Annotated in this window: 16 protein-coding genes; 1 reads left to right on the top strand and 15 read right to left on the bottom strand. The window is 52.9% G+C overall.

What is annotated here, in order from left to right:
- Positions 1-6: 6 nt before the first annotated feature.
- The 12 genes from holB to yceD form a co-directional block, all read right to left on the bottom strand.
- Entirely contained in the window at positions 7-1,011 is a 1,005-nt protein-coding gene (holB, locus tag ABVN36_RS09245) for a DNA polymerase III subunit delta' (RefSeq protein ID WP_023138626.1), read from the bottom strand.
- A complete protein-coding gene (gene tmk, locus ABVN36_RS09250; protein ID WP_000535399.1) occupies positions 1,008-1,649 on the bottom strand; it encodes a dTMP kinase in 642 nt (213 codons plus the stop codon). Before tmk ends, holB begins: the two co-directional genes overlap by 4 nt.
- Positions 1,639-2,661, bottom strand: a complete 1,023-nt coding sequence (gene yceG / locus ABVN36_RS09255; RefSeq protein ID WP_023138625.1) for a cell division protein YceG — start codon at positions 2,659-2,661, stop codon at positions 1,639-1,641. Before yceG ends, tmk begins: the two co-directional genes overlap by 11 nt.
- A gap of 2 nt (positions 2,662-2,663) precedes the next feature.
- Complete coding sequence (gene pabC / locus ABVN36_RS09260) at positions 2,664-3,473, bottom strand: aminodeoxychorismate lyase (protein ID WP_000478649.1); 810 nt, start codon at positions 3,471-3,473, stop codon at positions 2,664-2,666.
- A gap of 123 nt (positions 3,474-3,596) precedes the next feature.
- Positions 3,597-4,838: a beta-ketoacyl-ACP synthase II gene (fabF, locus tag ABVN36_RS09265; RefSeq protein ID WP_023138624.1), complete on the bottom strand. Its 1,242-nt coding sequence runs from the start codon at positions 4,836-4,838 to the stop codon at positions 3,597-3,599.
- An 85-nt stretch (positions 4,839-4,923) separates the two neighbouring features.
- Positions 4,924-5,160, bottom strand: a complete 237-nt coding sequence (gene acpP, locus ABVN36_RS09270) for an acyl carrier protein (protein ID WP_000103754.1) — start codon at positions 5,158-5,160, stop codon at positions 4,924-4,926.
- A gap of 155 nt (positions 5,161-5,315) precedes the next feature.
- Positions 5,316-6,050 carry a 3-oxoacyl-ACP reductase FabG gene (gene fabG, locus ABVN36_RS09275; protein ID WP_000007236.1) on the bottom strand — a complete coding sequence of 245 codons (735 nt, stop codon included), beginning with the start codon at positions 6,048-6,050 and terminating at the stop codon, positions 5,316-5,318.
- Positions 6,051-6,062: 12 nt separating this feature from the next.
- Positions 6,063-6,992, bottom strand: a complete 930-nt coding sequence (gene fabD / locus ABVN36_RS09280) for an ACP S-malonyltransferase (RefSeq protein WP_023138623.1) — start codon at positions 6,990-6,992, stop codon at positions 6,063-6,065.
- 15 nt (positions 6,993-7,007) lie between these two features.
- On the bottom strand, positions 7,008-7,961 hold the full coding sequence (gene fabH, locus ABVN36_RS09285; protein WP_000288148.1) for a beta-ketoacyl-ACP synthase III: 954 nt from the start codon (positions 7,959-7,961) through the stop codon (positions 7,008-7,010).
- 79 nt (positions 7,962-8,040) lie between these two features.
- The gene (gene plsX / locus ABVN36_RS09290) at positions 8,041-9,120 is read right to left on the bottom strand and encodes a phosphate acyltransferase PlsX (protein WP_001518286.1); all 1,080 of its coding nucleotides are present in this window, start codon (positions 9,118-9,120) and stop codon (positions 8,041-8,043) included.
- A gap of 133 nt (positions 9,121-9,253) precedes the next feature.
- Positions 9,254-9,427, bottom strand: coding sequence for a 50S ribosomal protein L32 (gene rpmF, locus ABVN36_RS09295; protein ID WP_000290727.1), 174 nt, complete (start codon positions 9,425-9,427; stop codon positions 9,254-9,256).
- Positions 9,428-9,478: 51 nt separating this feature from the next.
- Positions 9,479-10,000, bottom strand: coding sequence for a 23S rRNA accumulation protein YceD (gene yceD, locus ABVN36_RS09300; protein WP_001174492.1), 522 nt, complete (start codon positions 9,998-10,000; stop codon positions 9,479-9,481).
- A gap of 197 nt (positions 10,001-10,197) precedes the next feature.
- Here yceD and ABVN36_RS09305 point away from each other — a divergent pair, with 197 nt between their 5' ends.
- Positions 10,198-10,782: a nucleoside triphosphate pyrophosphatase gene (locus ABVN36_RS09305; protein WP_001137605.1), complete on the top strand. Its 585-nt coding sequence runs from the start codon at positions 10,198-10,200 to the stop codon at positions 10,780-10,782.
- A 71-nt stretch (positions 10,783-10,853) separates the two neighbouring features.
- Here the strand turns inward: ABVN36_RS09305 and ABVN36_RS09310 are convergent, their stop codons facing one another.
- The 3 genes from ABVN36_RS09310 to rluC all read right to left on the bottom strand — a co-directional run bounded on the left by ABVN36_RS09310 (position 10,854) and on the right by rluC (position 13,140).
- On the bottom strand, positions 10,854-11,078 hold the full coding sequence (locus tag ABVN36_RS09310) for a hypothetical protein (protein WP_023138622.1): 225 nt from the start codon (positions 11,076-11,078) through the stop codon (positions 10,854-10,856).
- Between the two features lie 203 nt (positions 11,079-11,281).
- Complete coding sequence (locus tag ABVN36_RS09315; protein ID WP_077908632.1) at positions 11,282-12,025, bottom strand: DUF3053 domain-containing protein; 744 nt, start codon at positions 12,023-12,025, stop codon at positions 11,282-11,284.
- 155 nt (positions 12,026-12,180) lie between these two features.
- On the bottom strand, positions 12,181-13,140 hold the full coding sequence (gene rluC, locus ABVN36_RS09320) for a 23S rRNA pseudouridine(955/2504/2580) synthase RluC (RefSeq protein ID WP_023138620.1): 960 nt from the start codon (positions 13,138-13,140) through the stop codon (positions 12,181-12,183).
- Positions 13,141-13,325: the final 185 nt, after the last annotated feature.

Consider the following 13,325-nt stretch of genomic DNA (forward strand, 5'->3'; position numbering starts at 1 on the left):
TCTCTCTCAAAGGTGAGGAACAGGCAACAAGGTGCCTGGTTGCAGGTAATGCTCGATGCGGAGAATGAGATCGGTTAATACCAGTTCGCGGTTTAATCCGGTCACATGAAGTAATTGATCACGACAATGACAAACATCGTTCAGGATTGCCTGAATACGCGCCGGGGATAGCGGCCCCGCCAGCGCGGCAACAACCGCGTCCGCATCAACGTTTGTCAGGTACGACGCGCCGTGCTGACGTTTCAGCGCGTCTACCAGCAGCGTCGCCAGCCAGTGCAAGCGCGCCGGGGCTTGCTCATGATTGAGCGCCGTTAATAACGCATACCAGTCGCCCGTATGCAAACTGTCCATTAACGCCTGACACAGCGCCTCACGCTGCGCCCAGCGTTCAGACTGCAACAGCGCCAGCGCGGCGCCGGGCGACCCCGCATTCAGACGTAGCGCCGTGAGCAATGCTTCTTGTGACGCCGTCACTTCTCGCGACAACCATGACATCGCATACGATTCGGACGGCGGCGCCAGATGATGCAGCTGGCAGCGGCTGCGTAATGTCGCCAACAGACGAGCAGGCTCCGGGCTGGCAAGGAAAAACCAGGTTTGCTCCGGCGGCTCTTCCAGCGTTTTGAGCAACGCATTGGCAGCGGCGTCGGTTAATAGCGCCGCATCCGCAATCCACACCACCTTCGCGCCGCCCAGACGGGAGTGCTCGTACAATTTCTCGCTGACCTCGCGTACCGCATCTACGCCGAGGCTGCTTTTGCCTTTATCCGGCGTCAGCGTGTAATAGTCCGGATGCGTGCCAGCCTGCATAAGCTGACAGCCACGGCAATGCCCACAGCTTTTGTGGCCCTCAGGCTGCTGGCATAACAGATAACGGCTCAGCGCATAGCACAGCGCCTCGTCGCCCATGCCAGGTAAGGCCTGAATCAGTAGCGCATGGTGCCCACGTCCCGCCTGGTAACTTTCTACCAGTTTTTCATAGGCGGGCCGTAACCATGGATACCATTTCATGCCGCTTGCTCCTGCACCCACTTCGTCACCGTGGCGCGAATGTCGCGCATGACGGCATCCAGCGGCTGGGTCGCGTCAATGGTGCGGATACGCGAGTCTTGCGCCGCCAGTTCCAGATAGCGCGCGCGAGTCCGGTTAAAGAAATCAAAAGATTCCTGCTCAATGCGATCCAAATCGCCGCGCGCTCTGGCGCGTTTTAGCCCGACTTCCGGCGTGACATCCAGATACAGCGTCAGGTCAGGGCGAAAATCGCCCAGCACGGCATCGCGTAGTGTCGCCAGCATGGTTTGATCAATGCCGCGCCCTCCCCCCTGATACGCCTGGGTCGAGAGATCGTGGCGATCGCCGATCACCCATACGCCTTGCGCCAGCGCGGGTTTGATTACCGTTTCGACGAGCTGTACGCGAGCGGCATAAAACATCAGTACTTCCGCTTTATCGGTAATCACTTCGTCGCCTACCGATCGGATATCCAGCACCAGACTTCTTAGTTTTTCGGCAAGCTGCGTACCGCCCGGCTCACGGGTAAAAATCATATTACGAATACCCAGTTGCTCAAGGGTCTCCACCACCACGTCGCGCGCAGTGGTTTTTCCGGCGCCTTCCAGGCCCTCGATGACGATATAATTACTGCCCATTTTTTTCCTTAAGCACTTTCAGGTACTCCTGCACTGACCGATTATGGCTGGCAAGATTGGTGTTAAATGTGTGACCGCCTTTACCGTCGGCCACAAAATAGAGATACGGCGTTTTCGCCGGATGCGCCGCCGCCTGCAATGACGCTTCGCTGGGCGATGCAATCGGTCCTGGCGGCAGCCCGGTTATGGTATACGTGTTATAAGCCGTCGGCTTTTCCAGATCCGCACGCGACAAGTTACCATTATAACTCGTCCCCATCCCGTAAATCACGGTGGGATCGGTCTGAAGGCGCATACCGATTCTCAGGCGATTAATAAAGACTGAGGCCACCTGATCGCGTTCGCTGGCGACAGCCGTCTCTTTTTCAATAATCGAGGCCATTGTCACCAGTTGGTTCTGATCTTTATAAGGCAGCCCCTCGGCCCGGCCTTTCCAGATAGTATCGACAGCTTTCACCATCTTTTGATGCGCTCGCTTGAGAATAGCGACATCGCTGGTGTTGGCGGTATACATCCAGGTATCGGGCCAGAACCACCCTTCTACCCATTCCGGATGCGCAAGCTTTAATGCCTGAGCGACAGTGGCGTAGTCATCATCCGGCAATGTATGGCGAATATACGGCGCCTCTCGTAGCTGTTTCAGGTAGTCGCTAAGGCGCATCCCTTCCACAAACCGCAACGGGAATTGCGCTTCTTTGCCGCTCTCCAGCAACTCAAGCATCTCCCGTACGGTCATCCCCGGCGTAAAACGGTAAGTTCCCGCTTTAAAGTGCGATAACTCAGGCTCCACGCGCAGCAGCCACTGAAATACCCGGGGGCGATTAATGATTTTTTCATCATAAAGCTGGTCGCCAAGCGCCAGCCGCCCCGTTCCCGCCTTGAGCGTAAAGATAGTCTCGTTTTTAATAAGTAACGTGCTGTTCGCCAGATGGCGAACTTTCCACATCCCCACGCCCGCGGCAATACCCAGCACAACCAACAGCAGAAGGAAAACGCCTGACAATTTTTTCATAACTAATTCGGATGCTCACAAAATGGGGCTAAAAATTGAAACAGTGTTCGCGAAGAATACGACGTCCCGTGATAGGCGCGTATGGGAATAATCGGCATTAGCGCGTTGCAAATGATAATCTCATCCGCCTGCCTGACTGCCTCCTCTCTCGCCTGTACTTCAAGAACCTGGAAAGGAGATTGCGCCAGTTGGCGTAAACAAAATTGTCGCATAATGCCGTTCACCCCGGCCTGATCCAGACGCGGCGTAAAAACAATGTCGCCTGTACGCCAGAACAAATTAGCCGCACAGCATTCCGTAACCCATCCCTCGCTGTCAAGAACCAGCGCCTCATCGGCGTCCGTCTGCTCAAGATGAGAGCGAATCAACACCTGTTCGAGGCGGTTCAGATGTTTTAATCCGGCAAGATAAGGATTGCGCCCAAGCGGTATGGGACTAAGGGTAAGAGTGATGCCTTGCTTACGCCACTGAGAATAATAAGCGGGATAAGCAGAAACGGAGAGGATTCGGGTAGCTGCCTGACAATTCATGGCGCTGTATCCCCGGCCGCCGCTACCACGGCTAATGATCACTTTCAACACGCCTGAATCATGCCCTGTGGCCAACATTGTCATCTCTTGCCGAAGGGTCGACCAATGGCTAAAAGCGATCCGTAATTTTTCACAGGCAACCTGCAAGCGCTGAAGATGCGCTTCCAGATGGCAAATGTTGCCATCAACAATACGTGCGGTCGTAAAACTGCCATCGCCGAACTGCGTCGCCCGGTCGCTTGCAGCAAGTTGATCCTGCGCATGGCCATTAATTAAAAACATAGTGGCTCCTTATCCGTCGCCTGCTAGTGTGGCAGGATGAATAACGCAGAACAAGAGGTGATATGCCTGATAAAAAAGGCCCGACAAGCGGACCTTTTTATTAATGTTTGTCTCTGGCTTAACTTAGATCTTTTTAAAAATCAAGGAACCGTTAGTTCCGCCAAAGCCAAAGGAGTTACACAGAGCGTACTCCAGATCGCTGACCTGGCGCGCTTCGTGCGGCACGAAGTCCAGATCGCAACCTTCATCCGGGTTAGCCAGATTAATGGTTGGCGGAATGGCCTGATCGCGTAGCGCCAGAATAGAGAAAATAGACTCTACTGCGCCTGCGGCGCCCAACAGATGGCCGGTCATCGATTTGGTCGAGCTCACCATCACTCGGCTTGCAGCATCGCCAAAGACTGACTTAACTGCCTGCGTCTCAGCTTTGTCGCCGGCAGGCGTCGACGTGCCGTGCGCGTTGACGTAGCCAATCTGAGCAGGCTCAATCGCGGCATCACGCAACGCGTTAACCATCGCCAGCGCAGCGCCTGCGCCATTTTCCGGCGGCGACGTCATATGGTAAGCATCGCTGCTCATACCAAAGCCGACGATTTCAGCATAGATTTTCGCACCACGCGCTTTTGCATGTTCGTACTCTTCAAGCACCAACATACCGGCACCGTCGCCCAATACAAAACCATCGCGTTCTTTATCCCACGGACGGCTCGCCGCCTGTGGGTTATCGTTGCGGGTCGACAGCGCGCGCGCTGCGCCAAAACCACCTACGCCCAGCGGCGTACTGGCTTTTTCTGCGCCACCTGCCACCATCGCGTCCGCATCGCCATAGGCGATGATACGCGCGGCATGGCCGATGTTATGCACGCCTGAAGTACAGGCAGTCGCAATAGAGATGCTTGGCCCACGCAGGCCATACATGATAGTCAGATGGCCTGCTACCATGTTAACAATCGTCGACGGAACAAAGAACGGGCTAATCTTACGCGGTCCGCCTTTTACCAGCGAACTGTGGTTTTCTTCGATCAGACCGAGACCACCGATACCGGAGCCGATAGCGGCGCCAATACGGCTTGCGTTCTCTTCCGTCACTTCAAGGCCAGAATCCTGCATGGCCTGTACGCCAGCGACAATTCCATATTGAATGAAGGCATCCATCTTGCGCTGTTCTTTGCGCGAGATAATGTCATCACAGTTAAAATCCTTTACTAAGCCAGCAAATTTCGTTGCATAGGCGCTAGTATCGAAATGGTCGATCAGGCTGATGCCACTCTGACCGGCAAGGAGAGCTTTCCAGGTAGACTCTACGGTATTGCCGACAGGAGACAACATGCCCAGTCCGGTCACAACTACACGACGCTTAGACACGGTTGTCCTCCAGGGAGGGAAAATGATTCTAGTGGGACAAAAAGATAAAACTCAGGCGGTCGAACGACCGCCTGGAGATGTTCACTTACGCCTGGTGGCCGTTGATGTAATCAATGGCAGCCTGAACGGTGGTGATTTTCTCAGCTTCTTCGTCCGGAATCTCAGTATCAAACTCTTCTTCCAGAGCCATTACCAGCTCAACGGTGTCAAGAGAATCTGCGCCCAGGTCTTCAACGAAAGAAGCATTGTTGGTTACTTCTTCCTGCTTAACGCCCAGCTGTTCGCCGATAATTTTCTTAACGCGTTCTTCGATAGTGCTCATACTCTTAAATTTCCTATCAAAACTCGCTTTCGCGATGGTTTTCGTAGTGTATAAAATGTTGAAAAATTTGCAACTAAATCCCGGCAGGTCTTACCACGATTTTACGTTATTTTGCGGCCTTTCGCCCTAATAACGCAAATATTTTTCAATCGTGATTAAACCATGTACATTCCGCCGTTGACGTGCAGAGTCTCACCAGTGATGTAACTCGCTTCGTCAGAGGCTAAAAATGCAACCGCACTGGCGATTTCCTGAGCGCCGCCGAGGCGACCCGCAGGCACCTGCGCCAGGATACCCGCACGCTGATCGTCAGACAGCGCACGCGTCATGTCCGTTTCAATAAAACCCGGAGCCACAACATTGACAGTAATACCACGGGACGCAACTTCACGCGCCAGTGATTTACTGAAACCGATCAGGCCCGCTTTCGCCGCAGCGTAGTTTGCCTGACCTGCATTTCCCATGGTACCAACCACAGAACCAATAGTGATAATGCGACCACAACGCTTTTTCATCATAGCGCGCATTACCGCTTTTGACAGGCGGAAAACGGATGATAAATTGGTTTCGATAATATCGTTCCACTCATCATCTTTCATTCGCATCAACAGATTATCACGAGTGATACCGGCATTATTAACCAGGATATCCACTTCACCAAATTCTGCGCGAATATTTTCCAGAACAGATTCAATAGATGCAGGATCGGTCACATTCAACATCAAACCTTTCCCGTTAGCACCTAAATAGTCGCTAATGTTCTTCGCACCATTTTCACTGGTCGCAGTCCCGATAACTTTCGCGCCGCGGGCAACGAGAGTCTCTGCAATTGCGCGGCCTATGCCACGGCTTGCACCAGTCACCAGCGCAATCTTTCCTTCAAAGCTCATGGTTTTCCTCTTTTATTGCGTAAGTGCCGCAGACAGCGCCGCCGGCTCGTTCAGCGCCGACGCTGTCAGGGTGTCGACAATACGTTTCGTCAGACCAGTGAGGACTTTACCTGGACCCACTTCATAAAGATGTTCAACGCCCTGCGCCGCGATAAATTCCACGCTCTTCGTCCACTGTACCGGATTGTACAACTGGCGAACCAGCGCATCGCGGATAGCGGCGGCATCGGTTTCACATTTCACGTCAACGTTGTTTACTACCGGCACCGTTGGCGCGCTAAAGGTAATTTTGGCTAATTCAACCGCCAGCTTATCTGCCGCTGGTTTCATCAGCGCGCAGTGCGACGGTACGCTCACCGGCAGCGGCAGCGCGCGTTTCGCGCCAGCGTCTTTACAGGCTGCGCCCGCGCGTTCTACCGCCTCTTTATGCCCGGCGATAACCACCTGTCCCGGCGAGTTAAAGTTAACCGGCGATACAACCTGCCCTTCGGCAGATTCTTCACAGGCTTTAGCAATAGAGGCATCATCCAGACCGATGATCGCAGACATGCCGCCAGTGCCTTCCGGAACCGCTTCCTGCATGAATTTACCACGCATTTCCACCAGACGAACGGCATCAGCAAAGTTGATGACGCCAGCGCAAACCAGCGCGGAATATTCGCCCAGGCTGTGACCTGCCATTAACGCAGGCATTTTACCGCCCTGCTGCTGCCAAACGCGCCAAAGCGCGACGGAAGCGGTTAATAACGCCGGCTGCGTCTGCCAGGTTTTATTCAGTTCTTCCGCTGGACCTTGCTGGGTGAGCGCCCACAGATCATATCCCAGAGCCGCAGAAGCTTCAGCAAACGTTTCTTCTACGATAGGGTAATTTGCCGCCATTTCGGCCAACATCCCAACGCTCTGAGAACCCTGACCGGGGAACACAAATGCAAATTGCGTCATGTTTAAATCCTTATACTAGAAACGAATCAGCGCGGAGCCCCAGGTGAATCCACCCCCGAAGGCTTCAAGCAATACCAGCTGACCGGCTTTAATTCGCCCGTCACGCACGGCTTCATCCAGCGCGCACGGCACAGAAGCCGCGGAGGTATTGCCGTGCCTGTCCAGCGTGACGACGACATTGTCCATCGACATGCCGAGTTTTTTCGCTGTCGCGCTAATGATACGCAGGTTAGCCTGATGCGGCACCAGCCAATCGAGTTCTGAGCGATCCAGGTTATTAGCCGCCAGCGTCTCATCGACAATATGCGCCAGTTCAGTGACCGCCACTTTAAAGACTTCATTGCCCGCCATTGTCAGGTAAATCGGGTTATCCGGATTTACGCGATCGGCATTCGGCAGGGTCAGTAATTCACCGTAACGGCCATCGGCATGAAGATGAGTGGAGATAATACCCGGTTCTTCAGAAGCGCTCAGTACGGCCGCGCCTGCGCCATCGCCGAAAATAATGATCGTACCGCGATCGCCAGGATCGCAAGTGCGGGCTAATACATCGGAACCGACCACCAGCGCGTGTTTAACCGCGCCGGATTTAACGTACTGGTCGGCGATGCTTAACGCGTAGGTGAAACCTGCGCACGCTGCCGCGACATCAAACGCCGGGCAACCTTTAATACCGAGCATACTTTGAATCTGACATGCCGCGCTTGGAAATGCATGCGTTGCTGATGTGGTAGCCACCACAATCAAGCCAATTTGGTCTTTATCGATCCCCGCCATCTCAATCGCGCGATTCGCAGCGGTAAAGCCCATCGTCGCGACAGTTTCATTCGGCGCGGCGATATGGCGTTCACGAATACCTGTACGAGTGACAATCCACTCGTCAGAGGTCTCAACCATTTTTTCCAGATCGGCGTTAGTCCGCACTTGTTCGGGCAGATAGCTGCCAGTACCAATAATCTTCGTATACATGTACGCTCAGTCACTTTTCGGTTATATACCGTTACCTGTAAACGTCTGGCACGCTGGCGGCACCGGGGAGACAGCGATATTATCTGTGCGCCCGCAGGTTTACGCCTTTGCCATCGTCCAGCGGTTCAAATCCGGCTGGGTATACAGATTCCAGGCGAGCGGCAATTCGCTGAGGAACTTGTCGCTGCACCGCCTGCACTGCCTGTTCAATCGCGACTGCAAATGCTCGCTGATTGGCCGCACCATGACTTTTTATCACCGTGCCGCGCAATCCTAACAGACAGGCGCCATTATACTGGTCGGGGTTGAGGTGACTGAATCGCCTCGTCAGGCTTTTTTGTAACCAACGTTTTAATAACAGCAGCCACCACGACCGTTTTTTCCCCTCGCCCTGTGATTTCAGCAGTGAAAGGAACATTCTGACAACCCCCTCCATCGTTTTAAGTGTGACATTGCCTGTAAAGCCGTCACACACCAGTACATCGGTTTTTCCCGTCAGTAACTCATTCGCCTCAAGGTAGCCGATGTAATTGATGGTTGGGACTGTTTTTAACATTAAAGAGGCTTCGCGAATACTGTCGAGGCCTTTGGTTTCTTCTTCCCCGATATTGAGTAGCGCCACGCGGGGATTTTTGATCCCGACGACCTCTTCCGCCAAAACGGCGCCCATCACGGCAAACTGCACCAGCATGGTACTGTCGCAATCGACGTTGGCCCCCAAATCAAGCACTACCGTTTTGCCCTTTTGCTGGTGCGGTAATACCGTCACCAACGCCGGACGCTCAATCCCCTCAAGAGGCTTGAGTAATAATTTCGCCAGCCCCATCAGCGCCCCGGTATTACCGGCGCTAACGCAAGCTTCGGCTCGGCCTTCTTTCACAAGCTCCAGGGCCACACGCATGGATGTCCCGCGACTGGCGCGGATCGCCTGCGAAGGCCGGGCATCACTGGCAATAACTGACTGTGCAGGGATAATCTGCAGACGCGAACGTTGTTCAAAGTCAGCTTTGGCAAGTAATGGCGTGATAATATCGGGATTCCCGACTAAAAGAAGAGTGAGCTGCGAATTAGCGTTCAGTGCCTGCAATGCTGCAGGCACCGTCACGGAAGGACCAAAATCGCCCCCCATGACATCTAACGCCAGGGTTAGACGTGTCAAGGTATCGTCGCTGCCTGGTTCGGTGTTCTCCGCTTACGCGGAGAAATCCTCACTAAGCTTTATCACGCTTGTACTCTTCGGCTTTTACACCACAGGCACGCCTGTGATGCAAAAGGCATCGAGTATCGCGCGATTACTTAGCGATGACCTTACGGCCGCGGTAGTAACCGTCGGCAGTGATGTGGTGACGCAGGTGTTTTTCACCAGAAGTTTTGTCTACAGACAGGCTGGTGACTGCGGTCAGAGCGTCATGGGAACGACGCATGCCACGTTTGGAACGGGTTGGTTTATTCTGTTGTACGGCCATGGACCTTACTCCTCAATTACGGTTTATCCCTGCGTCCGCGGGGAAGACCTATTACTTACGCTTTAAGCTGGCTAATACGGCAAATGGGTTTGGCTTTTGCGCTTCATCAGGCAGTTCGCCAAAGACCATGTCCGCCTCGGACACTTCACAGTGTTCAGAATCATGCACCGGAACTACCGGCAAGGCGAGGATGATTTCATCTTCAACCGTCGCCAGCAGATCGATTTCGCCGAATTCGTTTACCTCAATCGGCTCATACGCTTCCGGCAGTGCTTCAGCCTGCTCGTCGGAACGGACAGGGCTAAAACAATACGTTGTGTGAACCTGATGGGTAAACGGTTTCCCGCAACGCTGGCATTCGAGCGACACCGTAACGACCGCATCGCCGGTTAAAACGGCGAGACGCTGGTTATCGATAGCGAACGACATGGAGCATTCCACATCACTGTCCACACTGACTACAGATTCGGCAACGCGCTCAACCTGATCGGGGGTATAGATACCCTGGTAATCAAGGCGTTTTTGAGCGGTACGAACCGGATCAAGAGTCAGGGGTAATTTTACCTTTTGCATAGGGCGCGCATATTAACTTCGTAACGTCATATAGTCAAAGAAAAAGGCAGCCTGCGGTTGCCTTTTGCCAATAATTCGCACACATTGCGGGTTACAGACTTATTTTCGCTCAAGACGAGTCAGTATGACAGGCTTGAAGACCGAAGAGCATAGTTTAAGATGGCTCTCATCATTACGCTATATCTGAGGGAAAAAATATGCCCCGTCTCATCCTTGCGTCTACCTCTCCCTGGCGTCGCGCGCTGCTGGAAAAGCTGACGATTCCTTTCGAATGCGCCGCGCCGGATGTTGATGAAACCCCCATGCCGGGCGAAGCGCCGCGTCAGTTGGTGCTGCGGCTGGCGCAGGCGAAGGCGCAATCGCTCGCCGCGCGTTTCCCGAATCATTTGATTATTGGCTCCGACCAAATTTGTGTTCTGGACGGCGAAATCACCGGCAAACCGCTGACGGAAGAAAAAGCGCGTCAGCAATTAGCCAAAGCCAGCGGAAATATTGTGACGTTTTATACCGGACTGGCACTGTATAACTCCGCCTCCGGGCACTTACAAACCGAAGTGGAGCCTTTTGACGTTCATTTTCGCCATTTAAGCGAAGCGGAAATAGACGACTATGTCCGTAAAGAGCATCCGCTGCACTGCGCGGGAAGTTTTAAAAGCGAAGGTTTAGGCATTGCATTATTTGAGCGCCTGGAGGGTCGCGATCCGAACACGCTGATCGGCTTGCCGCTTATTGCTCTGTGCCAGATGCTGCGACGGGAGGGCTTCAACCCGCTACAGCAATAAACGGCCTACTCTGTAGGCTTTTCAAATACCGCTAAAAGCCGTTTCTGCACGTGTTGGTAGTTATCTCCCGTTTATTGGGGAGCAGTTTCGACCGCTTCCAGTTCTAACCAACTGGAAAGCGCTTGTTGTGAACAATTTAGCGCCTGCCGATCTTCACTCTCTTCGTGCGGGCCCGTTTCCTGGTCAATCCATTCACCGATCAGAAAAAAAGCATTGGCATTACGAACCGATGTACGGTGCGTTTTATCCCATAGGGTTTCAATAGCGGTGTACGTGCGCGTTAATGAATTCCCCATCTCAGTTCAGTTTTGTAAAAACACATGTTCTCAACACTCGCCTGACGCGCTCTACGGCGTCAAAAGCGGCTTACGAACTTCTTCTCGCGAGCAACTCTCAGGACGTTTACTGTCCTGAAACCTTCCCCTTGCGACTCGTTAAATTCCATCTCGCGATGAGTTTACGCCCCCCCTAACATTGCTTCACCTCACGACACATTCCTTTAATTAACGCCGCCAGCATCAGCCGCATCTTGTTGACTATTTATAAATTCAACCATCTGCTGAGTAAGATGGTTTATATCATTCTGCGTAATGAAAAAATTAAATTGTTGATCCTGAAAGTGTTCTTTTGCTGCCAGGTCGGCAAAAACCGCTTTTCCATTCGTTTCAAAGCGGACTTTATTTCCCTGTTTTTGCAGAAACTCGCCCATTGCGACCAGTTGGTCGAGCCGCTTTCCGCGCAGAAAATAATAGCGAGTCATCGTCTCATCCAGCGGTGTTACGGTTTTATTCCACGCAGCGTCAAAGACAGGCTTCACATCAGAGGGGAGCTTTAAAGCAGAATATTTTTTTCTGTTTTCACTACTCACATTTTTCAACCGAAGGATAAATCGATTGTTTACGTCACGAGCCACACGTAGCTCGTTCAGGAAAACCAGATTATCACGCTCAGACTGAATAACACCGGTGATCTTATCCTCTTGGCCGGTCTCATACACCACAGCAAAGATTTGCCCGTAGGCAGCTAATAGTACATCGTAGTCATCGGCGTAATGACCAAAAGCCTGACGTTGGGCTGGCGTCAACTCACAGACGCCCACCACGGGAGACGTAATGATTTGCGTATTCAAATACTCAACGAAAGCCCGTCGTGAACTATCGCCCTTCCCTTCGCAACCGGCCAACATCGCGATCACGAGCGGCACGATAACGTATTTTCCCCAACGCTGAGTAAATGAGCGCATCCAGCTAGTATTGGCCATCTGTTCGTCCTTAAACACGCCGAAATCCGGATCGCAAGAATAAACAGTACACAACGGTAAAAATGCGTCGGATACAGCAAAACAAAAATATTATGAGAAAAGTGAGATTCGGGCAGATAACCTGCCCGAGAGAGGAACTATTTTGCGTTACGCAGCACCTGCAGACAGCGCTTCAGGGCGTTATCCATTGGCGCTTCAATGCGCATGACTTCGCCCGTTCCCGGATGCGTGAACTTCAACGCCGCGGCGTGCAGAAAGAGACGTTTAAGACCGGTTCCCGCTTCGGTAAGCTGTTGATTAAACTCACGGTCGCCGTAGCGATCGTCGAACGCAATAGGGTGACCGGCATATTGGGTATGTACGCGAATCTGATGCGTACGGCCCGTTACCGGGCTACAGCGCACCAGCGTGGCGAAGGCATAGCGCTCTTCCACCTTGAAGCGCGTTTCTGATGTTTTGCCTTCCTGGCTCACGCGAACAATACGTTCGCCGCTTTGCAGAATGTTCTTTAATAATGGCGCCTGTACGGTTTTAACGTGCGATTGCCACTGGCCGCGCACCAGCGCAAGATAATCTTTCTGCATTCCCTTTTCGCGCAGTTGCTCATGCAGCAAACGCAGCGCGGAGCGCTTTTTCGCCACCAACAGCACGCCGGAGGTATCGCGGTCAAGACGATGCACCAGTTCCAGGAATCGCGCTTCCGGACGCAACGCCCGCAGCCCTTCGATGACGCCAAAACTTAACCCGCTCCCGCCGTGTACGGCGGTGCCGGAAGGCTTATTCAGCACCAGAATATGGTCGTCTTCATACAAAATGACGTCCGCCAACGCCGCCACTTTTTGCAAATGCGGCGACACGGCCTCTTCTTCGCGTTCAGCAACGCGAACCGGCGGAATGCGGACTTCATCGCCCGCTTCCAGTTTGTATTCCGGTTTAATGCGTTTTTTGTTCACCCGCACCTCGCCTTTACGCAAGATGCGATAAATCATACTTTTTGGTACCCCTTTCAGTTGGGTGCGCAAAAAGTTATCAATGCGTTGCCCCGCTTCGTCAGCGGCGATAGCAACAATTTTTACGGATGGCGTTTCTGTTTTCATGGGGGGCGATTCTAAATAGCCTGTGAGATTCGCGCCACACATTTTTCTATGCTTATAGAGACGTCTACGCCAGTGGTTGAACATTTTTCACTGCGGTTTTGCTGGTTATTAAAGCGATTGGCTCGCGCTGGTGAAAAAACTGTGAGTAAGCGGGTGATAAATGGTAAAAGTCATCTTGCTATAAC

Source organism: Salmonella sp. SJTUF15581 (genome assembly GCF_043356775.1).
In the GTDB taxonomy this organism is placed as follows: Bacteria; Pseudomonadota; Gammaproteobacteria; order Enterobacterales; family Enterobacteriaceae; genus Salmonella; species Salmonella enterica.

Excerpts from the sequence above, each read along its gene's own strand:
- tmk (WP_000535399.1), bottom strand. The coding sequence starts at position 1,649 with ATGGGCAGTAATTATATCGTCATCGAGGGCCTGGAAGGCGCCGGAAAA.
- yceD (WP_001174492.1), bottom strand. The coding sequence starts at position 10,000 with ATGCAAAAGGTAAAATTACCCCTGACTCTTGATCCGGTTCGTACCGCT.
- ABVN36_RS09305 (WP_001137605.1), top strand. The coding sequence starts at position 10,198 with ATGCCCCGTCTCATCCTTGCGTCTACCTCTCCCTGGCGTCGCGCGCTG.
- pabC (WP_000478649.1), bottom strand. The coding sequence starts at position 3,473 with ATGTTTTTAATTAATGGCCATGCGCAGGATCAACTTGCTGCAAGCGAC.
- yceG (WP_023138625.1), bottom strand. The coding sequence starts at position 2,661 with ATGAAAAAATTGTCAGGCGTTTTCCTTCTGCTGTTGGTTGTGCTGGGT.
- fabH (WP_000288148.1), bottom strand. The coding sequence starts at position 7,961 with ATGTATACGAAGATTATTGGTACTGGCAGCTATCTGCCCGAACAAGTG.
- fabG (WP_000007236.1), bottom strand. The coding sequence starts at position 6,050 with ATGAGCTTTGAAGGAAAGATTGCGCTGGTGACTGGTGCAAGCCGTGGC.
- rluC (WP_023138620.1), bottom strand. The coding sequence starts at position 13,140 with ATGAAAACAGAAACGCCATCCGTAAAAATTGTTGCTATCGCCGCTGAC.
- rpmF (WP_000290727.1), bottom strand. The coding sequence starts at position 9,427 with ATGGCCGTACAACAGAATAAACCAACCCGTTCCAAACGTGGCATGCGT.
- holB (WP_023138626.1), bottom strand. The coding sequence starts at position 1,011 with ATGAAATGGTATCCATGGTTACGGCCCGCCTATGAAAAACTGGTAGAA.
- ABVN36_RS09310 (WP_023138622.1), bottom strand. The coding sequence starts at position 11,078 with ATGGGGAATTCATTAACGCGCACGTACACCGCTATTGAAACCCTATGG.
- fabD (WP_023138623.1), bottom strand. The coding sequence starts at position 6,992 with ATGACGCAATTTGCATTTGTGTTCCCCGGTCAGGGTTCTCAGAGCGTT.
- acpP (WP_000103754.1), bottom strand. The coding sequence starts at position 5,160 with ATGAGCACTATCGAAGAACGCGTTAAGAAAATTATCGGCGAACAGCTG.
- ABVN36_RS09315 (WP_077908632.1), bottom strand. The coding sequence starts at position 12,025 with ATGCGCTCATTTACTCAGCGTTGGGGAAAATACGTTATCGTGCCGCTC.